Origin of the sequence: Streptomyces justiciae (genome assembly GCF_015163075.1) — a bacterium.
In the GTDB taxonomy this organism is placed as follows: Bacteria; Actinomycetota; Actinomycetes; order Streptomycetales; family Streptomycetaceae; genus Streptomyces; species Streptomyces justiciae.
The window spans coordinates 166,323-190,827 of sequence record NZ_JADDXU010000008.1; the positions used below are offsets into that span (position 1 = coordinate 166,323).

Here is a 24,505-nt window from a genome sequence, read left to right on the forward strand (position 1 = left end):
GTCCTGTGATCAGGCGGCGAGGGCGGCCAGCCCGGCACGGAAGATCGCGGCCTGGCGGGCGACGCGCGCGCCGAGGTGCTCCGCGGTGGCGATGTCCGACTTGTGGACTGCCTCGGGGCCGGCGTCGGTCGGGCTCTGGGCGGCGGCTCCCAGGAAGAAGCCCAGCCGGTTGATGTCGTCCTCGCTGCCCTTGGTGGAGTCCCAGCCCGGCAGCAGGCCCAGGCTGATCCAGTGCATGCCGTGCTGGGCGGCGAGGGTGGCGAAGTAGTTCAGGGTGGACGACTTGTCGCCGCTCTTCGCGCCGGAGTTGGTGAAGCCCGCGGCGAGCTTGTCCACCCAGGCGTGGGGGAACCAGCGCTTGCTGCTGGCCTCGGCGAAGGCGTGGAAGGCCGCGGATGCGGTGCCCATGTAGGTCGCCGCGCCGAAGACGATCGCGTCGGCGGCGTCCAGCTGTGCCCACTGCTCGTCGGTGATGGTGTCGACGGAGATCGAGACGACCTCGGCGCCGGCTTCGGCCGCACCGCGCGCCACGGCTTCGGCGATGACGGCCGTGTGGCCGTAGCCCGAATGAAAGGCGATGGCGACGGTGGGCCCGCCGGGATGGGACATGGTGATCTTTCTCCTTGAATGATTTCTTCGGCGGGACTAAAGGACGGCGAAGAACTTCACCATCTTGGTGAGCGCCTGGTCCATGTACTCGGGCACGTCGTACATGGCGATGTGGGTCGCGCCGTCGACCACGAACAGTTCCTTCGGGCCGTTGGAAAGCTCGTAGGCCTGGTCGCTGAACACCTTTGTGTCCGCCTTGCTCCCGGCGATGAGAAGCAGCGGCTGGGTCAGGAGCTGAGGAATCTGGTCGAACGCCGAGAAGGCGTACATCTTGTCCAGGCTGGTCAGCAGGAAACGGCCCTTGGAATTGGGATGCTGACCACGCGGAGTCCGGTAGTAGTCGTATCCCTCACGCAGGAGGTCCGGTGTGTTGTCGTCGATCTCTTCCAGCGTCTCCGGAACGAACGGGGCGTAGACAGGGTCCGCCCCCCGCGCCTCGGCCGTGCGCTGCTGGGCGGCCAGTTCCAGGGTCTTGATCTGCTCGGACACCGGGGACGGGTGCCCCAGGAAAGCCCGGGAGCCTTCGCCCATCGGGGCCGCGCTGACCGTGGCCACCGCCTTGAAGCGGCGTTCGGTCTGCGCCACGCTGATCGCGTAGCCGCCGCCGGCGCAGATGCCGAAGACGCCCATCCGGTCGGTGTCGACGTACGGGAGAGTGGTGAGGAAGTCCGCCGCGCAGCGGGCGTCCTCCACTCTGGTCGTCGGATCCTCCAGAAGGCGCGGCTCGCCGCCGCTTTCACCCTGGTAAGAGGAGTCGTAGACCACGGTGACGAATCCGTGGGAGGCCAGCCGCTTCGCGTACTGACCGATGGTCTGCTCCTTCACGCCACCGGCCGGGTGAATTCCGACCAGGGCCGGATACTTCTTTTTCTCGTCGAATTCTTCCGGCAGGTGAAGGTGTCCCGCGATTTCTACTTCTTTGTTCTTGAACGAAACGACCTCGACCATGGCGCCTGTCCCCTTTTCGCTCCTGTTCCGCCGATTGGCGGTCCGCACACCATGATTCGCCCGTGGCGAAGTGATGTCCACTCGCGATGGGGGGAAGAAACCGTCCCCTGGATATGAATTACCGGGTTAACCCGGTCCCTTCTCATTCCGCGGGTGCGTTCCGCACAGCCCCGGGTCAGGAGGGACTGTCGACGGTGAGGGCGTCCGGGTTCAGTTGCTCGACCAGGCGGTGGAGCAGACGGTGGATGGTGTCTTTGTCGTCCACGCCGAGCGGTGACGTCGTCTCCGCCTCGACGCGACCGGCGATGGACGCCGCGCGAGCGGCCACCGAGTGCCCTTCGACGGTGGCGTACAGGCGCATGCTGCGACGGCTGGTCGGATGGGGCTCGCGTCGCAGCAGTCCGCGTTCGACGAGCTGGGTCACGGCGGCTCCCATGGACTGGGGAGTGAAGCCGGTCCGGCGGGCGATCTCCGCCGCGGACACCCCTGGTGTCAGGGCGGCGTGCTGCAGCGCGTTGTGCTGGGCCAGCGTGAGGTCCTCCGCACGCAGTGCCCTTTCCAGCCGACCTGCCACGATCTGCGAGAACTGCCAGGCCAGGTATCCGGTGGTGGGGAACGCGGCGTCGGTCACGTCGGCAGTTTACGAGAACGCCTTCCGGCCGCCCTCGGCAGCGTCGGCCGATGCCCTGCTGCAGCGCACGATCCGCCGGCCCGGGCGCCGGCCTGGTGGCCTTCCGCCCGCCCGCTCGCTCCCGCCCGCGACGCGCACGGCTTGCGCGTGGCGGCACGCGACTGGTCTCGCCGGGGCGAATCGTCGTACGGGCGGCTGTCGTGGCCGGCCGTGCCGTACCCGATGTCGTGGCCGGCTGTGCCGTACCCGATGACGAGTCGGTCCACGAAGCCACGCGCGGGGACCCAGGTCAGGCGGCCGGCTGGGTGCGTGTCCCGCGTGCGTCGCGCCAGTACAGGGCCGCGGCGGCGATCAGGATCCAGACCACCAGGACGATGACGCCCGCGGTCAGGCCGTCGTTGCGGAAGTGGGACAGGCCCTGGATGGCGCGGACGCCGACGCCCACCGGGAGGATCTCCGAGAACGGATGGAGCCAGCCCGGCAGATAGGCCGTGGGCAGGGTGCCGCCGCTGGTGCTGTTGCCGAAGGTGAACAGGACCACCGCGGCCAGCGACATACCGGCCCGCCCGAAGAGGCGCATGAACGCCATGGTCGCGCTGCCGACGGCCGCGGCCATCAGGGCGATGATCCCCGAGATGCCGAGGAAGGGTCCGGGCAGCGCCGAGAAGCCCACGCTCCCGGCTATCACCGCGACCAGGAGCCCGGCGGCGACGCTGAAGGCGGCCAGACTGGCCAGCCTCCACCGGTACTCCAGGCGGGGGGCGATCTGGTAGGTCATCATGCCGAACAGGAACCCGGCGAGTACGACTCCGAACCCGGCGTAGAACACCGACATCCCGCGGGTGTCTCCCGCCGGGGCCGGCACGGTGTCCCGCACGGTCAGACGGTCGCCGCCCTGCTGGGCGACCGCGGAGAAGGCGCCGGTGACCGTCGAGGTGACGGAAGGCCCGTTGGCGCCGGCGTAGAGGAGCTCGGGGGACTTCCCGGGGTCCGTGATGTAGGCGGCGTACACCTTGCGGCTCACCAGAGCGTGGCGGGCCGCGTTCTTGTCGGCGTAGCGCTTCACGTCGAAGCCGCCGGGCAGCCCCAGTTCCAGCGCTCCGGTGACCTGCTCGACCTGTTCGGTCGCGCCCACGACGGCGACCGGGAGGTCATGAGGGCGCGGGGCGTGGAAGGCCGACAGGAAGACGCTGACGAAGATCGAACCGCTGACGAGAACGATCACGGCCGGCAGCAGAACCCCCTTCAGGCCGGTCGCGCCCTGCTGTGCGGGGGCGGAGTCCAGGGCGTGGTGGTGATGAGCGTGGCGGGGCTCGACGGAAGTGGGCGGTGATGTGGACACGGGCTTCTCCATGCCTGACGACAACGACAGGGGCGACAACAACAGTAAGGTAGCTTCTATTTCTAGCATGAAAATATCAGGCACCTTACTTTTGGAGGGTTCATGAGCGGCATGCGGGGGGACCCGTCAGCGCGGACCAGCTATCTGGCGTGGCAGGTGACTCACGTGATGGGGGCGCGTCTGGAGAGGGCATTGCGTTCGCTCGGCCTCACGACCGCGCAGCACAACGCTCTCCAGCACCTCGTCTGGACGCCGGGAAGCTCCGCCGCGGAGATAGCGCGCCGGACCGGCTTCACTCCCCAGTCCATGGGTACCGCCGTGAACGACCTGGTCGGCCGCGGGCTTCTGGTGCGGCGCGAGGACCCTTCCGACCGCAGAACCGTCCCCTTGGCCATCACGGACAAGGGAGCGGAGCTCGCCGCGCGGGCCCGGGACGTGGTGGGGCGTCTCGACAGCGAAGCGCTCGCGGTTCTCACCCCTGCTGAGCGGTCCGCGGTCCATGCCTTGCTGTACCGGATGCTGGCCGAACTCAATCCGGCGGCTCTGCCGCCGACGGACTCCCGTGGCCCCGCATCCGGCGCGAAGGCGTCGCATTCCGCCCTTCCGGCGCGGTGAGCGTCCGGTGTTGATCGCCGGGCGGGGTCGCGGTGGCCGGTTCTGGGCCCCGGTTCTGGGCCTCTCTCAGGCCTCGCGAGCCCTCTTGGCCACCCGGTTGAGCAATGCCCGCAGTTCCGTGGTGCCGTCGGAGCCGAGGTCGTCGGTGACGTGCCGTTCGACGTCGGCGATCACCGCGTCGGCCGCGCGCAGCGCCTCGCGGCCGGCGGGGGTGAGGTGCAGTTCCTGCACATGCCGGTGGCGGGGGTGCTCGCGCCGTTCCAGCAGTCCGCGACCTTCCAGGCGGGTCACCAGGGAGGCGATGGCCTGCGGGGTGACGTTGAGGCGGCGGGCCAACTCGGCTCCGGCCAGTCCTGGTTCGGCGTGGACGGACATCATGAGCGTGTAGTGCGCCGCCGCCATGCCCAAGGGGCGCAGGCGCTGCTCCTTGAGTGCCAGCACCGCCAGCTCCGCACGGCGTAGCGCCCAGGTCACCCGGTCCAGGGCGTCGAGCGCGACGGGATCCTCGTCATTTCGCGTCACGTGGAGAAGCATACGGGGCTTCACTCCTGTCACCCGCTTTCTAATTATCAAGCGTTTGACAGTCGCCAGATGGTTGATACTCTGATCCTCGTCACGGCCCCCGTGCCCCTGCTTGGTAGGGGCCGATGCGTCTTCGAACCGCAGGCGTTGCGCCGGATCTCCTCGGCTCCTCGCCCCAGAAGTCATCCAGCTCGGCGTGTCATTCGCCGGCATTCACCGTCCCTTCGCGCCGAGCGCCACGTGCGCCCCCGGTCATCGCCCCGGGGTGCCGCACGCGGACGGCGCAGGAAGAGTGGGAGAACCCCATGACCAGCAACGATGCGACTATCACACGCGACGGCGTCCTCGGCTACGACGCCGCCGAGATAGTCACCTTCGACCAGGCCACCGGGGCCGAGTTCGCCCGGTATCCCGTGGCCGGCAAGGAAGAGGCGGCCACGGCCGTCGCCGCTGCCCGTTCGGTCACCGCCGCCTGGTGGGACCTCGGTTTCGAGGGCCGGGCGGAGCGACTGCGGGCGTGGCGGCGGGAGTTGGCCCTCGGCGGTGAGGAGGGCGCCGCGCTCATTCACGCCGAGAACGGCAAGCCCCTGGAGGAGGCCCGCGTGGAGGTGCTCGGGACGCTCGAGCACCTGGAGTACGTCACCGGGAACGCCGCGCGTGTGCTGGGCGGCCGGGAGGTCCCGGGCAGCCCGACCGTGCCCAACCAGCGGGCCTGGGTCGAGTACCAGCCCTACGGCGTCGTCGGTGTCATCGGCCCGTGGAACTTCCCGCTGCTCACCCCGGCCGCCATCCTCGCCGACGCGCTCGCGGCCGGGAATGCCGTCATCCTCAAGCCCAGTCAGATCACGCCCGGCGTCGCCGAGTGGCTCATCCGGACCTGGCAGCGGGCCGTTCCGGACCTGCCGGCCGTCCTGCAGAACCTGAACGGATACGGGGCCACCGGTGGCGCGCTCATCGAAGCCGGCCTGGACAAACTTGCGTTCACCGGCAGCGTCGCCACTGGCAAGAAGGTGGCCGCGCAGTGCGCGCAGACCCTGACCCCCGTTCTCCTGGAACTCGGAGGCAAGGACGGCGTGATCGTCGCCGAGGACGCCGACCTCGACGAAGCCGCCGCGCACGTCCTGTGGGGTGCCGTCCAGAACACCGGACACGGCTGCATCAGCCTCGAAGTGGCCTACGTCGTCGAGTCGGTCCACGACGCGTTCGTCGACAAGATCAGCCACCTCGCCCGGCAGGTGCGCGTCGGCAGCGACGAGGACGCGGAGATCGGCCCGGTGCCCCTGCCCACTCAGATCCCGATCATCCGGGAGCACATCCAGGACGCTCTGCAGCGCGGTGCGACGGCCACCGTCGGTGGTCCCGACGCGGTGGGAGACCACTTCGTCGCGCCGACCATCCTTGTCGGCGTGAGCCTCGACTCCCTGGCGGTGACGGACGAGACGTTCGGGCCCACCCTGGCGGTCGTCAAGGTCGCCGACACCGACGAGGCCGTCGCCCACATCAACGCCGGCCGGTACGGACTCGGCAGTGCCGTCTTCAGCCGTGAGCGCGGCGAGGCCATCGCCCGCCGCCTGCGCGTGGGCATGACCAGCATCAACGACGTCCTGGTGTTCTCCATGAACCCGGCGGTGCCCTTCGGCGGCCGCAGCGACAGCGGATACGGGCGCAAGCAGGGCGAGGAAGGACTCCGCGAGTTCGCCTACCCGCACTCCTTCACCGCCAAGACCGGCCCCGCCCAGTTCCCGGTCACCACGTTCGGCAGGCCCGCGGGCGCGCTGGCGGGAGCCCTCGCCGCCGTACGCGACAGGATTCTGGCCGAGGACGGTCAGAACGACTGACGGACCCGGCGGTCAGCTGACGGGCACCGCCTATTGGTTCGGCACCGGGTCCGGGGCTCTCGCACCACCTCGGACCCGGCCGCGCCGACGCCACCACGGCGGTGGCTTCGAGGCCGGCGGTCGCTCTCATCCACCGTGGACAACCCCGCGACCGGCTCCCCGTCGGCGGTCGTCCAGGGCGCCGGTGACAAGAAGTAGACCTGGCCGTGCGAGGGGCCCCTGCGGCGCACCTCGCTTGGAAGGCCCGTTCGCCCTGTGAGCACGGCAGCTGGCTGAGTCGGATCGCTCAGGCCGTGCGCGAGAACGGCGATGAGACGGCTGATCTGGAAAGCAGCGACAACGACAAGGAATCCGAATCATGAAGCTGTTCACTGTCCTCCCCGTCGGCCTCATCACCGCCCTGGCCCTGTCCGCCGGACCGAGCGCCCTCGCCACGGAGCTCCCCCACACCCACTCGGCAAGTCAGGTCACCGCTGCCGTCTCCACGCAGTGGCCTACCACCTTGCCGCTGCCGAGGGGGGAGCGGCCCGAAGGCTTGGCGGTCTCGGGCGCCGCCGGCTACGCCGCCTCCTTCACGGACGGCAGCATCTGGCGCGTCAACCTGCGCACCGGGAAGTGGCAGCTGCTCACCCCGGCCACTGGAGTCGCATCGGTCGGCCTCAGGCTCGACAGCCATGGACGCCTATGGGTCGCCGGCGGCTACGCCGGAAACCTCCGGGTGATCGACTCCCGCACCGGCAAGGTGCTGGCCACCTACCAGCTCACCAAGGACTCCAACACCGCCGTCAACGACATGACATTCCTCGACGGGGCCCTATATGTCACAGACTCCTTCTCCCCGTATCTCTACAGGCTGCCCCTGGGCAAGGGAGGCGGGCTGCCCGAGCAGAGCGAGGTACAGGCCATCCCCCTCAAGGGCATGACCTACACCAATGACAACGGCGGCTGGAACGCCAACGGCATCACGCCCACCCCCGACGGCAAGGCGCTCCTGGTCATCCAGACCAACACCGGCGTGCTGTACCGGGTGGACCGGGCCACCGGCCAGGCCACGCCGGTCGATGTCGGTGGCGCAGCCCTGAGCTGGGGCGACGGCATGCTCCTGGAGGGCACCAAGCTTTACGTGACGCGCAACGAACCCAACAAGCTCGCCGTTTTGCAGCTCAACAAGGCCGGCACGAAGGGGCGGCTCACCATCGAGGTGACCGATCCGCGGTTCGACTGCGCCACCAACGTCATCCGCGTCGGCAGCAAGCTCTACATAACCAACGGCCGCTTCTCCGCCACCGACCCCGCGAAACCACTTACTCCATCGACGCGATCCCGGACCCGGCTCGGCCGTCCTCATGATGACGCCGACGAACTGCACCGTGACCGGCCCGGCCTGTTCCGCGGCAACGACACTCTCGACGACCTGCACGACCCACGCCGCCGCCGGTCGGCCCACAGCGAACAACCCGCCGTCCTTCAGGCCGGGATCGGCAGCTCGCCGCGGCGATCGACGCCCGTGGAATGTCAACTGCGCCCCCTCGCCGTGGGGATCATGCTGAGTTGAGGGGGCTGCGGTCACGGTCGGGACCGGCGCGGTGCGCGCCGGCGCGATCGAGGGTGGCCAGCCATTGGGTCACGACGGAGTCGATGAAGGCGTTGGTGACCGTTCCGCGGTCCAGGAAGAGCCGGGCGAGGACGGGGCCGTAGAGCAGGGTGAACTCGTCGTCGCCGACCTGGATGCCCGAAGGCTCCAGCAGCCTGTTGAAATCGGCCCGGCGGTCCTCGCCGATGCGAGTGAGCGCTCGGGCGCTGTCCGGGTCGTGGTCGGCCTGCGCGGCGACGGCCAGGGCAGCGGTGCGTACGGCCGGCACGCTGACACCCGAGCGCAGGCTCTTCAACCAGGCGGTGGCGACTGCCCCCACGTCACTGCTCGGCTCGGGGTAGCTGCCGAGGTCGGGGCCCTCGAGGACGAGGTCGAAGAGCAGGGCGGCGCGGGTGGGCCAGTGACGGTAGAGGGTCTGCCGTGTGACGTCCGCCTGCTCGGCCAGCAGGGCGTAGGTCAGCCCTTCCGGCCCCACCTGGGGCAGCAGTTCTCGCGCTACGGCCAGCACGCGGTTGCGGGTGCGCTGCACGCGCGGATTGTCCGGGGCCGGCCGACGGCGGTGGAGGGGCTCCTTCATGGCATCACTCTACTTGCGTGTCATACGCCGTGTGTGATTTAGGTCGCCCATCAGAATCATCCATTGCGTGTGATACTGGCGAGGGAGTAATCATACTCATTGGATGATTTACAAGAGGGGGCCCAGGTCCCCCTGCCACCCTTGAAAGAGAGTCAGCCATGACGTCACACACCGTGCCCGAGCCCGCATTCGCCCGAACGCACCTTGGCTCCGGCCCCGGCTTGCTCCTCGCCCACGGCGCCGGCAGCAGCCTGGCCAACACCTACGGCCCCATCCTCGAAGGTCTCGCCGCACGCCACACCGTCGTCGGTGTCGACTATCCGGGCAGCGGTGAAACACCGCGCTCGACCGCCCCGCTGTCGGTCGACGACCTCGCCGACCAACTCGTGGCCGCCGCAGACGCGGAGGGCCTCGACCGGTTCGCCGTGTCCGGCTACTCCCTCGGCGGCGCGGTCGCCATCCGTATCGCCGCCCGCTATCCCGAGCGCGTCACCGCGCTCGTTCTGACCGCCGCCTTCGCGCACCGTGACAACCGGCTCGCACTTGCCTCCTCGGTCTGGAACAAGATCGCCGCCTCCGGGAACGGTGAACTGCTCGCGGAATTCATGCTCTTGATGGCCCTCGGCACTCAGGGGCTGGAGTCGATGCCGGGTGAGCAACTGCGGCAGGTACTCGGCTACACGGCTGCCGCCGCGGCCGAAGGCGGTCCTGAGCAGACCGATCTTGTCGGCCGGGTCGACGTGCGGGACGACCTCGCCGCCATCAACGTCCCTGTCCTGGTCATCTCGACCACCGACGACCGGCTCACCTCCACCGCCCTCCACCACCATCTCGCCCACACCATCCCCGGCGCCGAGCTTGTGGAGATCGCCACCGGCCATCTGCCGATGCTCGAACGGGCCGACGAGTGGCTCCGACTCATCACGGACTTCCTCGGCAAGTACGAAGCCTGAAAGGGGGACGTGCCGCGGCACCGCGCGGCCCAGCGTCGCGGCACGTCCGTCGCAGCCCCTCCGACCGCGGATCACGGTGGCGGCACCTGACGGGTCCGCTTCACCGCCTCGGCCTGCTGAGGACAGTCGACCGGCGTGTGCTTTGTGAATCGGTGACGGGCAGGCGGCGATCGAGCGGCCGGACTGCTCAGCAGTACTCCGCCCGCTTCCGGCCCGCACCCACCGCCTGCATGGCTCTTGATCGCTCCAGGAAGACACGTCTGCTGGTGGCGTTCTGGGCGAGGGCGAAGCTCAGGGCGAAGACCTTCTGGCGTTCGAGTCCGTAGGAGATCATGCGGTTGTTCCACAAGCTCTGGTCGAACTGGCTGTGCACGGACTCGGAGTCGCTGCGATAGGGGTAAAGCTGCTGGTGAGTGAGGGTGGACTCCGGTATCTGCTGAAGGTACTCGGCGCGGTGGAAATCGCGTTCGGAGTCGCTCCTGAATCTGCGGCCGGTAGCCGGGTCCGTGCCGATGCGGTCATTGGGGGTCGTGGTGATCCCGACCTGGACCCGATACGGGTGGGCGCCGTGGCGGCAGGGGATGAGGGGCAGGTGGTACCAGCGTGACTTCGTACGGCCCTGCCGGTGTTCCAGGCGGCTGACGGGTACCGGGAGCAGGGTGCTTGTGCCGTCGTCGAGAAGGACACGTTCGACGATGCGGCCCTGGTCGCACCACAGGTCGTGGCGGCAGCGCCCAAAGCGCAGGAGTTCGTAGGCACGGGGTTTGACCGAGCCGTGCTGCTTGTTGATGACCAGCAACCCGAGACGGGCGAGGGCGTCGCGGTGGACGCCACGGAACGCTCCGTCGTAGATCACGCCCATGCAACCGGGAAGCTGCCTGCTCAGCTGGCTGAAGGAGCGCACGGCGACGGCGGCCTCGTCCTCGTAGTCGCCGCCGGCGACGTGCCGGACGGCGAGGATCACGCGCTGCCAGTAGCCGTCGTCACGCGCCGAGGCGAAGAACCACTTCGTACCCCTTGCCAGGCGCTTCTCCTTCTCGCCGTTCTCGTAGTAGAGCCGGGCGGCGGGATCCACTCGGTGCCTGCGCATCTCCCCGGTGGCGGTGTCGACGGTGAAGGCGTGTTCCGCTTTGGAGGGCGCTTTGGGGACAGTGGCGTCGCCGACGAGGAGCTGGCGGCGTTCGGGTCTCACCCAGTTGCGTGCGGCACCTACTGGGAACAAGCCCTGGTGCAGGGCCTGTTGGACGGCTCGCTGCTCGAAGAGGTCTTGAAGCAACTCGATGCTCGGGGCCAGGAGCTTCTCTTCGGCGTACAGGTACTGACCACGGCTCGGCGGGGTGACCGGCAGCAGGGCTGCTGCCGTGCGTCCGGCGTTGCGCCGTATGGACGCGCGGACGGCGCGCCACTGTCTGGTGTCCAGGGTGCCGACGGCGGAGCGTTTGGAACCGGTGACGGTCATCAGAGCGGCCAGCAGGACATAGACGACGGCTGGGTACTGGCGGGGGCAGCCGCGGCTGGCCGGCGCTGGCAGCAGTTCGGCCATCTCATAGATGAGGGGCTCATCGAGGCAGTCCGCGATCCGTTGCGGCTGCGTGCGTTGTTCCGAGTCGCTGAGCTGACGCTTTCTGCTGGGCCGGAGTTCCTGAGGGACGGGGTCGCCGAAGACGTCGTCAGGCACCGACCGCCTCCTGCCCGTCCTCAGCGCTGGGACTGCGCCACGTGTGGCCGACGACGGCTGCGGCTCGGTCCAGGGAACGCAGGCCGAGGCGACGGGCTGCGTCCTCGATGTGCCCGGTGCGTTCGAACTCCGCGACCGCCGCCCAGGCGGTGATCGAGGACGGTTTGACATCCTCCTCGTCGCCCAGGCCGATGCGTCTAAGGAGGTCGCCCAGGGCGACACAGGCACGTGCCTGCAAGTAGGCATCGGAGCCGTGGCGGTCGGACACGGCCAGGCGGGCGTTCGGCGCGGACTCCCTGCGGAGCTGCCGTGCGCTGACGAACTTGGCGCGGCTGGTCAGGACGTTGAGGCCCCAGTCGTCCAGGGGGCACCAGCGTGCGTCCACCTTGGTGGAGCCGTGCATCCACACACGGCGACGGTTCACGTCGAGGTCGCGCACGCGGATGTGCCCGATCTCCCCGCTGTGGCCGCCCGCCAGCGCGAGCGCGGCGGCGGCGCCATGACGGCTGGGGCGCGTGACGAACGAGGCGCGGTGGCGCAGGTCGATGACCTCGTCCTCAGCCAGCGGCCGGACACCACCGATCGCACGGGCGGGCAGGACGATGTCCCGAGCAGGGTCGGCATCGCTCAGACCGAGTTCTCGCAGGGTTCGGTAGGCGGTACGGACTACTGAGCGGCGTAGCCGCATCGTGGCCGCCGCGGAGTCGGTGACGCGGCCGTGGCGGCTGCGGCCCCGGGCGGTGACGAAGTCCTCTGCCAGATCGGCGGTGACATCGCCGAGGACCACGACGCCCCGCAGCTGCATGTAGCGCTCGCAGCGTTTGAGCAACAGACCGAACTTGTCGAGGGTTTGCTCGGTGAATTCGCCGCGGGCGGCCATGGTCTGCCAGGCGTCCTGGACACGGTCGAACGCGTATGTGAGAGAGGGGTCGCTTCCCACAGTGAGGGCCCTTCGCCGGGGTGGCACCAGCACAACCGGCTCTGATCCCACAACGACAGGATGCGCGAACGAAGGGATCGAAACGGATCGTGGTGTTCCATACATGCGACACCTTGGGCATGGATGATCTCCGCGGCAACAGGAGGGAGGCAAACGGGGTGACAGACGCAGCGGCCGCCCGGGCAGGACGCAGACAGGCTCAGGCGCTGCGCCGACGTAACGGCTCCGTGGTGGCGCGACCGCTGACCGCCTGGCTCAACGAGTGCAGGCGGGTGAAGCGGCGCCACGGCCGAGAAGCCACGCGGCGCCGGGAAACGGGCTCGCTCAGCCGGTGGTCTGCTGTCGAATCCGTGGGGACAGCGAGGCGAAGACGGTCTGATAGGCGCCCATCAGCGCGATGAACTGGTCATCGGGCAGCGCGGAGATCTGCGCGGGAGTGGCACTCATCAAGGGGTCCAGGACTCCGTAAGACTCCTGCTCCTTCGGCGCGGAGGCCGTGGGACGCTCCTCTTCGGCGGGGAGCGTGCATCGCCCCAGCTCGTCACGGTCAACCAGCAGGGCGTACACGAGCCACTCCGTGAGATAGAGGCCGCGTTCCGCGGGGCCAGGAGCGCCGGCCTTGAGTCGTCGGGCCAGCTCGGCCTCCTCCAACGGCCCGGAGGACAGGTGCTGTACGGCGGATCGCTGGAACCACTGGCCCTGCCAGCTGTCCCGCAGCAGAAGCCGCGCACGTGCCGAATCGGTGCTGCGCAACTGAGCGAGGGCGAAGCCGAGCTCGGTCAGTGCCAAGGAGCCGGGGTCGGCCCGGAAGATCCCGGCCTGGGCAAGGAAACCTGCCGTCCCGCTGACGGACCTGGGAGCGATATTGAGCCGCTTCCCGACGGTAGTGGCCCTGACAGCAGACCGGCCGGGGCCGCCGAGTTCGGCTATGGCGTCGATGACTTCAAGCTGCCGGCGCGGGGTGAGGCGCTCGGTCGGAAAGATCCGCGATCGCGAGGAGTCGGAGGGCGTCATCACGCACCTCCTGCACGCAAGGCGCGGCGGGTCGTGGGCAGCGCGGAGGAGCGACATTTGCTGATGTATAGCGCCAGGAATGGCATAACGGGCCCTCAGCTGACGTGTCACCGGCGCCGCTGGAGGAGAACGGCCAAGTACTCTCTGGCGGCGCCACGCGCACGTTGCTGCTGGGTGTGAGGTCGCAATCTCTAGGTGTCTGTGCGGTACGCCTCCGGGATCACCAGCAGTCGGTAGGCGCCCCGGCGGACGATTTCCACCGTCTCCCTCTTGTGCAGAGCCGCCAGGGCGGCGCGGATCGCACTTGCGGTCGAGTCCGGTCGGACCTCTCGTACGCGCTCGTAGATCAGCGTCAGTGGAGTGATCTCTCCGATGTCGAGTGCGTCCACCACGAGGTGCTTCAGGGAGCGCCCTGGAGCACTCGGAGCGTCAGCCGCGTCCGCGCCAGGCTGCTCCGTTTGTTCGTCGCGGGAACCAATGTCCGATGCGTCCTGTGCCTGTTGCCCCACGTATGCTTCGGCGGCCTCGACGGTCGCCAGGACAGCGGCATGGCGCTCGGCCGCGACACGCTGAAGGTGTTGGGTTTCCTGCAGCACGCGCTCGGCTTCCGCTACGGCCAGATCGGCCGCTTCGTGACGGGCTCGCTCGACATCTGCCAGTTCCCGGAGACGAGTGATGAGCGGCTGAGCAGAAGTGCTCGTCGCGTTAGCCACCACACCCTCCTCGGCTGCTTCCGGAGCGACTTGTGGATCACCCTCCCTGGCGGCGCAGCCAACTGCAGCAAGTAGCTGAATGCTCCGTGAGCAAAACGCATCTGATGGTTCGTCTGCTCAGGTCCGGTGGTCGGATTGGTGGTGATCTAAGGCCACTTGCGTCAGCGCGTTGCGTCCAACTTGCTAGTCAGTAAGGAGAGTTGATGCATCAGATGAGCGATGCGTAGTGGCAAGTCACTTAGTTTTACAGGAGGTTGGTAGGTGTAGGGCCAGGTGCGCCGACAGGTACAAGAGGAGAGGAGACGTATATATCCAGTCGTCGCGCGTGACCCGGAGGGATGTCTTCAGGCGCCGCAGGCGCCCCTCGATGAGCGTAGGCATCCCGGGTCCGGACCGTATTTCGACGGGTTGCAGCGCTCGCACAGCCTGCCCAGGGGCGGTGCTGCGCGTGGCACGATCGGGCCATGCCACGCAGCAACAACGACAAGCCCCCTCTGTTCTATGTGGCGGACGGCACCTGGCCTGAGGTGACCCTCGCCGCGGATGCTCCGCTGAGCGCTCACTGCGGCCTGTTGCTGGCGCGAGACCTGCGCCGGACGATGCGGTCACGTGATCTGTCCTTGCGGGGACTCGCCGAGGTCGCCTGTGTCGCCCATTCCACCGTCGCCCGCGTGGTCAACGGTGACGTGCTTCCCGACATCGGCACCCTCACACGCCTGGAGGACGCCCTCGACCATCAGCTCTGGCCGGGACCTTCCGCGGTGCGGTCGGCCGCGGTCTCGATTCCAGGGACTTTGGGTCGATGAGGTGGGAGCGGGTCAGGCCTGTGCGTGGTGCCAGGGCTTGAGTGTGCAGGCGGCCCAGGAGAAGCGGCGCAGACGCGCCTGGTGCACATGGGCTGCGGTGTCGCCGTAGGAGGTGTTGAGATGACGTCCGAGGACGACGACCGCCACGCTGCCGGCGCCCGCGGACTTCAGAGCTGCCGCCGCTGACTGGACATGGTTGCCGGTGGTCCATGTGTCGTCGATGAGCAGCACATTGTTGCCCCACAACGCCGATGATGTGTAGCGCTGGGAGGAAGCAGCGCGGCCGAGAGATGCTGCGTCCGGCGTCGGGCTGAGCAGGTCGCGGTGACGGCTTCGGGTGACGGCGACCATGTCGGCGACGATGTCCCGTAGGGGATGGGTGGGGCGTCCGCTGGTGCTGGGCACCGAGGTGACGGTGTCGAAGGCGGGTACCGCGCAGTGCGCTGCGACGCAGGCTTCGTGCAGCGCGAGAAAGCGCCACAGCACGGCTGCCAATCCCATACGGAAGTACTCCTGCTGCGGCCCCACAGTGTTCTTGTAGCGCCACAGTTCGTTGGCGTACTGCTCGCCCTTGAGGGCCAGGCTCACGGAGACCACGGCGTCGGCGACCTCGGTTCCGAGGATCTTTGTCGCCTGCTGGCAGGGCCAGCACGTGGGGTATCCGTTGTTCGCCATGCCTCGGCAGACCTGGCAGACGCCGGGGCCGGGCAGCGGTGGGTGGACGAGGAAGTTGGTGTAGCGGGCCGACAGTTCGCCGACGGTTGCCACCCGGGCCGCCCGTTATGCCCAGGTGAGCTCGCCCGTGGCCGGGACGAGGGAGTCGAGTTCGGAGAAGACGTCGTCCGGTCCGTCGATGACGGTGGTGTTGGGCCTGGACGCGTACTCGCGTGCCCATTCGTGGGTCATGAGGGAACGCATCAGGAAAACGCGTCGACCGTGCTCCAGGGCGAGACGGGCCTGCATGCGGGCACCGCTGCGGTAGGCGGCCTCGACCACGACGGTGGCCAGGCTGTAGCCGCTCATCACGGCATTGCGCATGGGGAACGACGCCTTCGAGGGTGGCGAGTCCGGCCAGAACTGGGAGATGAGCAACCCCCGCTCGGCGATCTCCTGCTGGAGACGGGTGTTCTGGGCAGGGTAGGAGCGGCGCAGGCCTGTGCCGATGACGGCGACCGTACGGCCGCCGACGGCGAGGGCAGTGCCGTGTGCGGCCGTGTCGATGCCGGCGGCAAGGCCGCTGACCACGGTCACGCCGCGCTCGGCGAGCCCACCCGCGATCGCGCGCGCGTGCGCGACACCCTCCGGGGTGGGGTTGCGGGTACCGACGACCGCGACCCGCAGATCGTTCCCACGTGCGGTTCCCCGCAGGAACAGGAACGGCGGTCGCTGGTGGACCAGCCGCAGATACAGCGGGTATTCCTCGTCCAAGATGGTCACCAACCGCATGCCCTCGCGTTCCCAGGCGGCGATCTCGGCGGCCACGGCCTCCAGGTCCACGGTGGGCTCGGTGTCGAAGAGCGCACCTTGTCCCGAGGCGTCGAGCGCGCTGTCCAGGACCTCGCGGGCGCTCCCCACGGTTTCGACTTGGTCGGTGAGTTCCGGCCAGGAACGATCGCCGCGCCGCAGCAGTGCGACGAGGGCGGCTCGCTCCAGCTCCTGGTCCATGTCGCAAGTATAGGAAGGGCGACCTTCGTGGGACGAGGAACGGAGCGACCCGTTTCGAGTATCGACACGATCGCGGAGGGTGACGACTTCTCGGACATGTTGCGCTGTGAATGAGCCGATCTGTTCCCAGTGCTCATGAATACGGGATTAGGGAGGGAATGGATCGGTCTCGTCACTGTCGTAAGTACGGGGAGGGGCAGTCGTGGACGTGTCCGGGGAGCTGGCGACCGTGGGGACGGCCAGTGCGTTGGCGCTGGTCACAGCGATGACGGCCGATTCGTGGCGTGGTGTTCGCACATGGTTCGGGCAATGGCTCGGGAGAGGGCACTCGGAGACCGAAGTGCATCACCTCACCCGTCTGGACCGGGACCAGGAAGCGTTATCGACCGCGCGAGCCGACGACGAGGAACAGTTGGCACGCGATCTTGCCGCGGGCTGGGCCGTCCGGTTGCAGGACATCGCCGATATGGACCAGGACGCGGGCCGAGAACTGTTGGAGTGGGTGACTCGGTGGCGGGCGGAGAATCCTGAGGCTGCCCGGTCGGCAGCGGTCGTCAAGCAGAACGCCAAGGGGAGTGGCCGGGCCCGCATCACCCAGGTTGGCGGCAATCAGACCATCATCCGCCCGGAGCGATCATGACCGCCGGGGACGAGGCCGCGTCCGAGCGACCGCAGATGGAGGCAGAGGCATCCGACCACGCCGTCGTCACACAGGTGGCCGGCGACTACGCGGAACACCACCACAACTACGTTCGCGGCTGGGAGTACCTGAGCGCTGTCGGCGTCGGTGAGGACGAGATCCGCTTGGTGGAAGAGGCGTATGTCCACACCACCAGGGACGACGGCGTGGCACAGCCGGTCCAGCGGGCAGTCAACGCCCTCAAGAGGCCGTTGGGGCAGCGCAATGTCGTGGTCCTGGTCGGTCGTCCTGGGACGGGACGCGCCGCCACGGCACTGCGCGTCCTGCTGGACGTGGGAGTGAGTGGCAAGGCCATCTTCAACCTGGTGCTGGACTGGGACCGGCCCCGCACAGCCCAGATTCCCAGCACCCCGGGGGACGGCTTCATCCTGGACCTGTCCGCGTACAGGAGTCTGCCGAAGGACTTCTACGAAGGACTGATCGACTACCAGCGGGAGGCCGCGAAAAGGGACGCGTACCTGGTCGTCCTCGTCACACCGGAGACCTGGAAGCCTGGCAGCGCGGTCGCGACGCCCGCCGTGGAGTGCGTGGGTCCATCGGCGGACGAGGTCGCCAGAGCGCTTGTCCGGCACTTGGCCGCGCATCGAGAGAACTGGCTCGACGAACTGGCGGAGTTGCTCGGTGGTGCCACCTCACCCGAGGCGGCCGCGCGACTCGCTCGGATCATCGCCAATCCCGAGATCAAGAAGGTGGACGACGCCAAGAGCGAGTACCTGAACTGGAACACCTACTTGCTCAACTGGTTCGAGGAGCACAACAGCAGCGAGGAACTCCGCGACAGGGCCCTGTTGATCGCGGCGGCACTTCTGGAGAGGCTTCCTGCCGACATCGTCATGAACGCTGCAGACCGGTTGTTCGAGCGGGTGAAGGGCGCCGTCCCTCCGGGGGGTGCGTTGGCCGGCCTCGACCTCGACAAAAGGCTGGATGCCATCGGAGCCAGCCGTGTCGACGGCGACCGGATCTCGCTGAGCGAAGAGCGGCACGCCCTGCATGAATCCGTCCTCACGCATGTGTGGCAACAGCGTCCGCAGCTGCGGCGCGTGCTGCTGAACTGGGCCTCGGAACTCAGCGCCCCGGGCGGCATCGCCGTGAAGTACCTGGAACACATCGCCGACAGCGTCACGCGGTTGGCCGCCGGGCCCAACGGCGGGACCGTACTCCAGATCGTCACCAAATGGACGGCGACGGACAGCAAGCCCCATCGCCGGCTCGCCGTCGGCCTGCTGGAGAGCATGGCGGTCCACCCCGTCATCGGTGCGGCTGTCCGCAAGTACCTGTACGACTGGGCCGGGCAGAAGAACACGAGCGAAGCCCTGGCGCAGGCCATCGCGAAAGTCTGTGCCGGAGCGCTGGGCAGCGAGTATCCCCGTGTCGCGCTCACGCGGCTCAGGATTCTGGCCGCACGAACCGATCAACGGGGGGCGGCCGAGGTCGCGGAAGCCGTTCGTGTACTGGCCGCCAGGCCAGACCGCCGGGTCCTCGTCCTGGGCGAGATAGTGGAATGGGCCCAGAGCGAGGACCCGGTCATGCGCCAGGCCGGGGCAACTGCCTTCCTCGCCCTCACCGACCTGACCGGTGAGGAACCCATCTCGCTGTCCCTGGCGGCCGAACTGGGCGGGGAGCCCGACGTGGCGCCGGAGGACCCGTTGTTTGTACGCGGCTGGCGCGCGGCCTGGCGTCACGAGGCCACCGCCGTTCAGGCACAGGCCTCATTGGCGGCCTGGCTGGACTCGGCCGAGGTGTCCGACGAACAGGTCATCGACATCGCGGGCGCGGTGCTCACCGGCCACCTGGGTGACAAGGGCGTAGCGGATCTCCTGGTGGGATCCGACGCGATCACCGCCGTGGGCCGCCGACGCCGAAGGGCACTGTTCGACCGACTGCTGCACGCGGTCGCGGCACCGGCCGAAGAGCCTGACGAACAACAGGAACAGGAGCAACGGACCGCGACCGCAGCGTGACCATGTTCGCCCGCTGGCGCAGATCGCAGGGACCGACGGACGAAGCCACGCCGGAGGTCCCCGCGTCCGCCAGCAGGGCCGTCGAAGTGAGAGGCGACCGGCTGCCGAGCCGCGACCCGAGTGTCTTTTTCACCGTCCGCATCGACGGCGTATGGCGTCCATGCGAGAACGAGTTGTCGCAGGACGTGAACCTCGCCGTGCTCGCACGACACCAACTGCGCGAACAGGTACGCCGAACCCTCGTGTTCTACACGGTGCTCGACGCGGCCGCCGCACAGGACGCCGTCAACGCCGACATCACCGGGTGGCACAGCGCCGAGCCCGGGCTGGAGATCCGGGGTTCCGTACGGCTGACCGTGGAGGCGCAGGACAAGGCACTCGCCGAGGAGCACCTGCGCCAGGACCGGGCCCGGTCTCTCGACCAGCAGGAAACCCTCGGCCGTCTCACGTTTCTCCAGCGCGTCATGTCCGACCCCGACCTGCGTCTCGTGTGGTGGATCGACCGCCATCCCGACCGCATCAACGAACTGCGCGATGTGAAAACGACGTTGCAGGACCTCAAACCACCACACGACCCCTCACACGACGTCCTGCGCGACGAGGTCGTCAGATTCGTGGACCAGCTGCTCGCAGACATCCGCACACCACAGCAGCGCGAAGTCTTTCTTCGCGCGCTCGCCCAGACCCTGCACGTCCTGGGCAGGACCGAACTTCAGGCCGCGGCCGCCCAGTGGCTCGATGCCGCCGCACCGGACTCCGGGAGTGCTTCCGCATGAATCTGCACCAACGGCGCTGGCTCCTCGCCCCGATACGCCAATGGCGGACCCGCCGCCTGATGGCCCAGCACGGTCCATCCCTCGGCTACCCAACCGCATGGGCGCTCATCACCTTGGCCAACGCCCCGCTGGAAGCCACCTTCGTACAACAGTGGATACGAGAATCCGACGACCCCGGCGAGGCAGGTCTCTCCTACGACGACTGGAGGGGACTGACCGACAAGGAACGCGAACGCCGCAATCGCTGGCTGTTACGCCACCGCCGTTCCCCCATCCAGATGCTGGAGATACCCGATGAACTCCTGAAGAGGACAGGAATACGCGTCGTCGACTGGGGAACTCCCGATCACCGGCCATGAGCCCGCAGCGTGGCATCAGACGACGATCACGCTCCTACCGCCGTCGTGCACGACCGCCTGCCATTCCAGGACAGGGCAGTCGGCGACCAGGAGCGTGTCCAGCCCATCCGGTCCACCGGCCGACACAACACGTGCGAAAGCGTCCTCCTGCACAGGAAAGTTGCCCTGAAGCGCATCGCAGTGCTGACAGCCGTTGGTCAACTGCTGCTTCCGTGCGGTCTGGCTGTACCGGTACTTCACCGTGGCCGCCAGGTCCCCTCGGCCACTCCGCTCCAGGAGCCGCACGGCCAGCGTCATCGTCCGGCCGGTCTCCGTGGTGAAGAGCCCGCAGTAGCCGCGGCTGGGCCGGGCCGGATACATGCCGACGATGCACATCGTGTCCCTGCCGCACTTCCAGCATCGGCGAGTCATCGCGAGAATCCGAACAGGGACGGTGGGCGCGCTCCCGGGAGGTGGCGTCGTGGGCAGCTCGATCTCGTCCGGATCGAAGTCTTCGGACTGGGCGAGTTCATCCACGAACCGGCACGTCGCGCACTGCACTTCCCAGGCGCCACCCTCGCCCCGCTGCAGAAAACCGCCACCGGGCGCCACCCACACAGAACATAACGCGCACCCGCCAGCGAACCGGTTCTCCACGTTCTGTCGCCCCCCGCAGTGTGATGTTGATGTGGTTTGTCCCGGGGCCCGACGCCCCGCGGACGAGCTCAGGGAAGGCATTTTCCCAGATCTCGCGGATGTGCCCGCTGATCAGCCTGCGCAGGTCAGGCCACTGGGCGGGCAGCAGGTCGCGATCGAGGAAGGCGACGAGGTGGACGCGCTGCCTTGCGCCAGAACGACGCCGCCAAGACTCATCCGCTGCCGGGGCCTGTCGAGGTCGTAGGAACGCAGACCCGACCACGCGACGTGCAGTGGCAAACTCGACGTGACCCTGTACCGGACCGGCAACCTCTCCGAGCAATCTCTGCAAGCGTCCCGCGTACTGGGCGTGAAAGACGTCAGCTGCGGGAGGTGAGGAGCTGTGCTGAGAGTCTGCGGAGGGATTGGTCCACTCACGGCGACAGGCCGGGGTCTTCTGAACTGTCCGCCGGGCCGCGGAGGTCTGCCAGGATCCGCCGGATGTCCGCCGCCAATGTCGCGGGTGTGAAGATCCTGCCGACTCGAACGGACAAAGCGCCCGGAGTGTCAGGCGGATCGGCCTCCACCAGGTAACCCACCTCCGTCAGGATGCCGAACAAGGCCGCGTGCAGATGACGTCGAGCGGCTTCCTGCGCGCGGTCCGCCGCGGCCATCGGCCAGCCCCTCAGCTGCTCGTCGGCGGCAGCGCGGCGCAGACTGCGGGAGACGAACCACTCCACGCCGACCGATTCACCGCGATCGGTCACCACGACACCGTGGGCACGGTAGCGGTCGTCGCTGTCCGCTTCGGGGAGGCCGGCGGCTGCCAGAATCGTCCGGATCTCCAACCTGAGTGGACCGCGGCCTGGAGGCTGGAGGCGATGCTGAGCACTGGTCACGATGACACGCTCCTTGGTCGCGAAACCTGTTCATTCGACGAGAGTGATGACGCCGTCGGGAATCCAGCCCTCGAGGTAGCCACGCAGAAATGGCCCGAGCTCGCGTGGACAAACATCAAAGGCCTCGTCCTCGACGGCCGACAACGGATGCCAGGCGTAATCGGTATCCACGACGGAGCGCGAGCGGGCGCGAAGGCTGATCGACCTGATTCTGCTGTGACGAGCGACAAAGATGTCTGTCGATTCATCTCGGCCGTCTCGTTCCGCCAGCGGGTGGTATCTGCCGATCACCGGGGTGCGCGCAAGGAACCAGTGGGAGAAGAGCGAATCCAGGACATGGATGACGGCGAACCTTGACGGCTGGATGCGGATTACCCGAGCAGTGACTGGCCGCCAGGAAAAATCGCCATGGACTCTGCACAGCAATACCCGCTCTTCGTGGTCGATCACAGCCAGTGCGGTGCGTCGCGAATTCTTTCGGGATGCGGTCCTCATGCCCTGAGCGTTCGTCAGGATCGGCTTATGCGCTCTCGCTGGGACGGAAAGGGATGAAGGCGAGAAAGACCAGGCCGTTCATTGAAGCGGAGCCTGCCTGCTGCGGCGTCTGGCTACTGCTGCTGGGCAGACCACCGGCGCGAACTGAGGACAGGCCCTGACCTGCAGCGATCAGCTGAGCGTTTCCGAATCGGCGGGTCTGCGTTCCGGAGTGATCTCCTGGCCAACCGCTGACCTGCGGCGACGGAGTTTTCTACAAGCCCCACGAAGGCGAGGACGCGACATGGATCTCGGTGAGATCCGCGACCAGCCTAGCGGATAAGGGAAGGGGGATGGGAAGGTTCCTCTTCTCGCAGGTCAGGCCGTGGGGACGCGGGTGAAGCGGTCCGCCGTGTGGAAGTCCTGCTCGATCGCCGTCGCGGTGGCCCGGAGTTCGGGCAGCAGGTCGCTCACGCACTCCGCGGGGGTACGGCGGGTGGTGTGCATGGCGGTGTTCAGGGCCGCCACCACCCGGCCCCGGTGGTCGCGGACCGGCACCGCGATCGAGCGCAGGCCCGCCTCCAGTTCCTCGTCGACCAGGGCGTACCCCTGGGCGTGGACCTCGGCCAGGAGCCGGTCGAGGGCCGCGGGGTCGGTGAGGGTGCGCGGGGTCAGCGGGCGCAGTTCGCCCAGGGAGCGGCGGGTCCGCGGGAGGTCGGCCAGCAGGACCCGGCCCATGGAGGTCGCGTAGGCCGGGAGCCGGGTGCCGACGGTGAGGTTCACGCTCATCACACGGTTGGTGGCGACGCGGGCGGTGTACTGGATCTCGTCGCCGGCCGGGGTGAGCACCGCCAGGGACGCCGACTCGTGGATGCGGGAGGAGAGGTCCGCCAGGTGCGGGGTCGCGATCTCGGCCAGTGAGGTCCGGGCGAGCGCCGGGAAGCCCAGGGACAGCACCCGGGGGGTGAGGGTGAAGGTGCGGTGCGCGGTCGCGGTGACGAGTCCCAGGTGCTCGTAGGTGATCAGGGCGCGGCGAGCTGTCGCCCGGGCCAGGCCCGTCGCCTTCGCGACCTCCGTCAGGGTCAGGGCGGCCCGGCCCTCGCCGAACGCCGTCAGCACGGTCAATCCGCGGGCCAGGGACTCCACGAACCCCCGGCCGAGCTCCTGCTTGGAGGCCCCGGTCCAGATCGCCAGGCCCGAAGGGCCGGACCCCGGCTCCGGCGCGGGCGTCTGCCGCAGCTCCCGCTCCATGTCCGCCACCGCCACCCGCAGCCGCGGCAGCAGCGTCTCGCGCAGACCGGCCGCGGTGTGCCGGCTGGTGTGGCTGACGACGCTCGCCGCGCACGCGATCCGCCCGGTGTGCGGATCGCGCACCGGCACCGCGACCGCCACCAGGCCCGGTTCGATCAGCTGGTCGTCCAACGCCCAGCCATCCACGGCCGCTTGCGCCGCCCGGCGCTCGAACTCCTCGTCCGGCCAGGGGTGTTCGCGGGGCGGTACGGCGGGAAAGCCCCGGTCCTGAGGGTCCGCCGCCCGGCGCGCCCGCCACGCCCGCCGGTCGGCGTCCGTCCACTCCGTCGCGAACAGGGCGCCGGGCGCGGTGCGTTCGGCCGGGAGCAGGTCGCCGATGCGGAAGCTGAGGGACATCGCGCGGCGCCGGGTGGCCTGGTGGATGAAGCGGATGCCGTCGCGGTCGGCGACCGCCAGGGACACCGACTCGTCGAGCTCGTCGGCCAGTTCGTCGGCGCGCGCGTCCAGCAGCGCGGGCAGCCGCAGGGCGGCCAGATAGGCGTTGCCCAGTTCCATCAGCCGGGGGGTGAGGACCACGTCCCGGCCGTCGAGACGGACGTATCCCATGCGCGCGAGGGTGGCGGTGATGCGGTCGACCGTGGAGCGCGCGAGGCCGGTCGCCCGCTCCAGCGCGCTCGGGCTCAGCGTGCCGCCCGCCTCGGTCAGCTCCCGCAGCACGGCGACGCCACGGATCAGCGGCGCGACCGCCTCCGCCGGCACGACGGCAGGGTCCCTCACATCCACGGCGTCATCCATGGTCGGGGTCGTCTTCGCGGGCATCGGCTCTCCGGTACGGCAGTCACGGGAGCCCTACGGTAATCCGGCGGACGCCGTCCGAGCCGTACCCGTCCGAGCCGTACCCGTCCGAGCCGTACCCGTCCGGCCCGGAGCCTCAGCCCCGCTTGACCCGCCCCCGCAAGAGGGCCCCGCTCACTCACCCCCGCGTGACCTCACCCGCCGAAGGCCCCGCTCACTCACCCCCGCGT

Annotated in this window: 27 protein-coding genes and 1 pseudogene; 11 read left to right on the top strand and 17 right to left on the bottom strand. The window is 68.6% G+C overall.

Annotated elements, in window-relative coordinates; all coding sequences use genetic code 11:
• Nucleotides 1-9 precede the first annotated feature (9 nt).
• The 4 genes from IQ210_RS23075 to IQ210_RS23090 form a co-directional block, all read right to left on the bottom strand.
• The gene (locus IQ210_RS23075; RefSeq protein WP_194080986.1) at nt 10-609 is read right to left on the bottom strand and encodes a flavodoxin family protein; all 600 of its coding nucleotides are present in this window, start codon (nt 607-609) and stop codon (nt 10-12) included.
• A gap of 36 nt (nt 610-645) precedes the next feature.
• Entirely contained in the window at nt 646-1,557 is a 912-nt protein-coding gene (locus tag IQ210_RS23080) for an alpha/beta hydrolase (RefSeq protein ID WP_194080987.1), read from the bottom strand.
• Nucleotides 1,558-1,732: 175 nt separating this feature from the next.
• Nucleotides 1,733-2,188 (bottom strand): MarR family winged helix-turn-helix transcriptional regulator, encoded by a 456-nt coding sequence (locus IQ210_RS23085; protein ID WP_194080988.1) that lies wholly within the window; start codon nt 2,186-2,188, stop codon nt 1,733-1,735.
• Nucleotides 2,189-2,477: 289 nt separating this feature from the next.
• The gene (locus IQ210_RS23090; RefSeq protein WP_322656541.1) at nt 2,478-3,530 is read right to left on the bottom strand and encodes an ABC transporter permease; all 1,053 of its coding nucleotides are present in this window, start codon (nt 3,528-3,530) and stop codon (nt 2,478-2,480) included.
• A gap of 102 nt (nt 3,531-3,632) precedes the next feature.
• On the opposite strand from IQ210_RS23090, the gene IQ210_RS23095 reads away from it, so the two are divergent.
• Nucleotides 3,633-4,145 (top strand): MarR family winged helix-turn-helix transcriptional regulator, encoded by a 513-nt coding sequence (locus IQ210_RS23095; RefSeq protein ID WP_228048213.1) that lies wholly within the window; start codon nt 3,633-3,635, stop codon nt 4,143-4,145.
• A 66-nt stretch (nt 4,146-4,211) separates the two neighbouring features.
• Here the strand turns inward: IQ210_RS23095 and IQ210_RS23100 are convergent, their stop codons facing one another.
• Nucleotides 4,212-4,667, bottom strand: coding sequence for a MarR family winged helix-turn-helix transcriptional regulator (locus IQ210_RS23100; RefSeq protein WP_194080990.1), 456 nt, complete (start codon nt 4,665-4,667; stop codon nt 4,212-4,214).
• Nucleotides 4,668-4,972: 305 nt separating this feature from the next.
• Here IQ210_RS23100 and IQ210_RS23105 point away from each other — a divergent pair, with 305 nt between their 5' ends.
• The 3 genes from IQ210_RS23105 (at nt 4,973) to IQ210_RS23115 (ending at nt 8,060) form a co-directional block, all read left to right on the top strand.
• The gene (locus tag IQ210_RS23105) at nt 4,973-6,505 is read left to right on the top strand and encodes an aldehyde dehydrogenase family protein (RefSeq protein ID WP_194080991.1); all 1,533 of its coding nucleotides are present in this window, start codon (nt 4,973-4,975) and stop codon (nt 6,503-6,505) included.
• Between the two features lie 206 nt (nt 6,506-6,711).
• Nucleotides 6,712-6,867, top strand: a complete 156-nt coding sequence (locus IQ210_RS47275; protein ID WP_322656544.1) for a hypothetical protein — start codon at nt 6,712-6,714, stop codon at nt 6,865-6,867.
• Nucleotides 6,864-8,060: an SMP-30/gluconolactonase/LRE family protein gene (locus IQ210_RS23115; RefSeq protein WP_194080992.1), complete on the top strand. Its 1,197-nt coding sequence runs from the start codon at nt 6,864-6,866 to the stop codon at nt 8,058-8,060. The genes IQ210_RS47275 and IQ210_RS23115 overlap by 4 nt, the downstream gene beginning before the upstream one ends.
• Here the strand turns inward: IQ210_RS23115 and IQ210_RS23120 are convergent.
• Nucleotides 8,047-8,676 carry a TetR/AcrR family transcriptional regulator gene (locus tag IQ210_RS23120; RefSeq protein WP_194080993.1) on the bottom strand — a complete coding sequence of 210 codons (630 nt, stop codon included), beginning with the start codon at nt 8,674-8,676 and terminating at the stop codon, nt 8,047-8,049. The genes IQ210_RS23115 and IQ210_RS23120 overlap by 14 nt on opposite strands.
• 158 nt (nt 8,677-8,834) lie before the next feature.
• Here IQ210_RS23120 and IQ210_RS23125 point away from each other — a divergent pair, with 158 nt between their 5' ends.
• Nucleotides 8,835-9,629 carry an alpha/beta fold hydrolase gene (locus IQ210_RS23125; RefSeq protein ID WP_194080994.1) on the top strand — a complete coding sequence of 265 codons (795 nt, stop codon included), beginning with the start codon at nt 8,835-8,837 and terminating at the stop codon, nt 9,627-9,629.
• A 187-nt stretch (nt 9,630-9,816) separates the two neighbouring features.
• On the opposite strand, the gene IQ210_RS23130 is transcribed toward IQ210_RS23125, so the two are convergent.
• From IQ210_RS23130 to IQ210_RS23145, 4 genes are all read right to left on the bottom strand, one after another.
• Nucleotides 9,817-11,307, bottom strand: coding sequence for a hypothetical protein (locus tag IQ210_RS23130; RefSeq protein ID WP_194080995.1), 1,491 nt, complete (start codon nt 11,305-11,307; stop codon nt 9,817-9,819).
• A complete protein-coding gene (locus tag IQ210_RS23135; RefSeq protein ID WP_194080996.1) occupies nt 11,300-12,247 on the bottom strand; it encodes an integrase in 948 nt (315 codons plus the stop codon). Before IQ210_RS23135 ends, IQ210_RS23130 begins: the two co-directional genes overlap by 8 nt.
• Nucleotides 12,248-12,571: 324 nt before the next feature.
• Nucleotides 12,572-13,261, bottom strand: a complete 690-nt coding sequence (locus IQ210_RS23140; protein ID WP_194080997.1) for a helix-turn-helix domain-containing protein — start codon at nt 13,259-13,261, stop codon at nt 12,572-12,574.
• Between the two features lie 191 nt (nt 13,262-13,452).
• Nucleotides 13,453-13,650: a hypothetical protein gene (locus IQ210_RS23145; protein ID WP_194080998.1), complete on the bottom strand. Its 198-nt coding sequence runs from the start codon at nt 13,648-13,650 to the stop codon at nt 13,453-13,455.
• Nucleotides 13,651-13,719: 69 nt separating this feature from the next.
• Here IQ210_RS23145 and IQ210_RS23150 point away from each other — a divergent pair, with 69 nt between their 5' ends.
• Together IQ210_RS23150 and IQ210_RS23155 are read left to right on the top strand one after the other, a co-directional pair.
• Nucleotides 13,720-14,049 (top strand): hypothetical protein, encoded by a 330-nt coding sequence (locus IQ210_RS23150; RefSeq protein ID WP_194080999.1) that lies wholly within the window; start codon nt 13,720-13,722, stop codon nt 14,047-14,049.
• 389 nt (nt 14,050-14,438) lie between these two features.
• The gene (locus IQ210_RS23155; protein WP_194081000.1) at nt 14,439-14,780 is read left to right on the top strand and encodes a helix-turn-helix domain-containing protein; all 342 of its coding nucleotides are present in this window, start codon (nt 14,439-14,441) and stop codon (nt 14,778-14,780) included.
• Between the two features lie 12 nt (nt 14,781-14,792).
• On the opposite strand, the gene IQ210_RS23160 is transcribed toward IQ210_RS23155, so the two are convergent.
• Nucleotides 14,793-15,548, bottom strand: coding sequence for a hypothetical protein (locus IQ210_RS23160; protein WP_194081001.1), 756 nt, complete (start codon nt 15,546-15,548; stop codon nt 14,793-14,795).
• Between the two features lie 12 nt (nt 15,549-15,560).
• Nucleotides 15,561-16,445, bottom strand: a complete 885-nt coding sequence (locus tag IQ210_RS23165; protein WP_194081002.1) for a DNA-processing protein DprA — start codon at nt 16,443-16,445, stop codon at nt 15,561-15,563.
• Nucleotides 16,446-16,647: 202 nt separating this feature from the next.
• Between IQ210_RS23165 and IQ210_RS23170 the strand changes: the two genes are divergently transcribed.
• Genes IQ210_RS23170 through IQ210_RS23185 form a run of 4 tightly spaced genes read left to right on the top strand, consistent with a single transcriptional unit; the run spans nt 16,648 to nt 20,241 of the window.
• Nucleotides 16,648-17,085 (top strand): hypothetical protein, encoded by a 438-nt coding sequence (locus tag IQ210_RS23170; RefSeq protein ID WP_194081003.1) that lies wholly within the window; start codon nt 16,648-16,650, stop codon nt 17,083-17,085.
• Nucleotides 17,082-19,106 carry a hypothetical protein gene (locus IQ210_RS23175; protein WP_228048214.1) on the top strand — a complete coding sequence of 675 codons (2,025 nt, stop codon included), beginning with the start codon at nt 17,082-17,084 and terminating at the stop codon, nt 19,104-19,106. The genes IQ210_RS23170 and IQ210_RS23175 overlap by 4 nt, the downstream gene beginning before the upstream one ends.
• Nucleotides 19,103-19,882 (top strand): hypothetical protein, encoded by a 780-nt coding sequence (locus IQ210_RS23180; RefSeq protein ID WP_194081004.1) that lies wholly within the window; start codon nt 19,103-19,105, stop codon nt 19,880-19,882. Before IQ210_RS23175 ends, IQ210_RS23180 begins: the two co-directional genes overlap by 4 nt.
• Complete coding sequence (locus tag IQ210_RS23185) at nt 19,879-20,241, top strand: hypothetical protein (protein ID WP_194081005.1); 363 nt, start codon at nt 19,879-19,881, stop codon at nt 20,239-20,241. Before IQ210_RS23180 ends, IQ210_RS23185 begins: the two co-directional genes overlap by 4 nt.
• A 15-nt stretch (nt 20,242-20,256) precedes the next feature.
• Here the strand turns inward: IQ210_RS23185 and IQ210_RS23190 are convergent, their stop codons facing one another.
• The 5 genes and pseudogenes from IQ210_RS23190 to IQ210_RS23205 all read right to left on the bottom strand — a co-directional run bounded on the left by IQ210_RS23190 (nt 20,257) and on the right by IQ210_RS23205 (nt 24,299).
• Nucleotides 20,257-20,757 carry a hypothetical protein gene (locus IQ210_RS23190; RefSeq protein ID WP_194081006.1) on the bottom strand — a complete coding sequence of 167 codons (501 nt, stop codon included), beginning with the start codon at nt 20,755-20,757 and terminating at the stop codon, nt 20,257-20,259.
• Between the two features lie 181 nt (nt 20,758-20,938).
• A pseudogene (locus IQ210_RS48630) lies at nt 20,939-21,208 on the bottom strand (hypothetical protein); the annotation flags it as partial.
• An 82-nt stretch (nt 21,209-21,290) separates the two neighbouring features.
• Entirely contained in the window at nt 21,291-21,755 is a 465-nt protein-coding gene (locus IQ210_RS23195) for a hypothetical protein (protein WP_194081007.1), read from the bottom strand.
• Between the two features lie 30 nt (nt 21,756-21,785).
• Nucleotides 21,786-22,250, bottom strand: a complete 465-nt coding sequence (locus IQ210_RS23200; RefSeq protein ID WP_194081008.1) for a hypothetical protein — start codon at nt 22,248-22,250, stop codon at nt 21,786-21,788.
• Between the two features lie 357 nt (nt 22,251-22,607).
• Complete coding sequence (locus IQ210_RS23205; RefSeq protein WP_194081009.1) at nt 22,608-24,299, bottom strand: IclR family transcriptional regulator domain-containing protein; 1,692 nt, start codon at nt 24,297-24,299, stop codon at nt 22,608-22,610.
• Nucleotides 24,300-24,505 lie beyond the last annotated feature (206 nt).

Coding starts and splice junctions, on each gene's coding strand:
- IQ210_RS23075 (WP_194080986.1), bottom strand. CDS start 609: ATGTCCCATCCCGGCGGGCCCACCGTCGCCATCGCCTTTCATTCGGGC.
- IQ210_RS23125 (WP_194080994.1), top strand. CDS start 8,835: ATGACGTCACACACCGTGCCCGAGCCCGCATTCGCCCGAACGCACCTT.
- IQ210_RS23120 (WP_194080993.1), bottom strand. CDS start 8,676: ATGAAGGAGCCCCTCCACCGCCGTCGGCCGGCCCCGGACAATCCGCGC.
- IQ210_RS23205 (WP_194081009.1), bottom strand. CDS start 24,299: ATGCCCGCGAAGACGACCCCGACCATGGATGACGCCGTGGATGTGAGG.
- IQ210_RS23080 (WP_194080987.1), bottom strand. CDS start 1,557: ATGGTCGAGGTCGTTTCGTTCAAGAACAAAGAAGTAGAAATCGCGGGA.
- IQ210_RS23115 (WP_194080992.1), top strand. CDS start 6,864: ATGAAGCTGTTCACTGTCCTCCCCGTCGGCCTCATCACCGCCCTGGCC.
- IQ210_RS23095 (WP_228048213.1), top strand. CDS start 3,633: ATGAGCGGCATGCGGGGGGACCCGTCAGCGCGGACCAGCTATCTGGCG.
- IQ210_RS23175 (WP_228048214.1), top strand. CDS start 17,082: ATGACCGCCGGGGACGAGGCCGCGTCCGAGCGACCGCAGATGGAGGCA.
- IQ210_RS23165 (WP_194081002.1), bottom strand. CDS start 16,445: ATGGACCAGGAGCTGGAGCGAGCCGCCCTCGTCGCACTGCTGCGGCGC.
- IQ210_RS23200 (WP_194081008.1), bottom strand. CDS start 22,250: ATGAGGACCGCATCCCGAAAGAATTCGCGACGCACCGCACTGGCTGTG.
- IQ210_RS23140 (WP_194080997.1), bottom strand. CDS start 13,261: ATGACGCCCTCCGACTCCTCGCGATCGCGGATCTTTCCGACCGAGCGC.
- IQ210_RS23185 (WP_194081005.1), top strand. CDS start 19,879: ATGAATCTGCACCAACGGCGCTGGCTCCTCGCCCCGATACGCCAATGG.
- IQ210_RS23105 (WP_194080991.1), top strand. CDS start 4,973: ATGACCAGCAACGATGCGACTATCACACGCGACGGCGTCCTCGGCTAC.
- IQ210_RS23155 (WP_194081000.1), top strand. CDS start 14,439: ATGCCACGCAGCAACAACGACAAGCCCCCTCTGTTCTATGTGGCGGAC.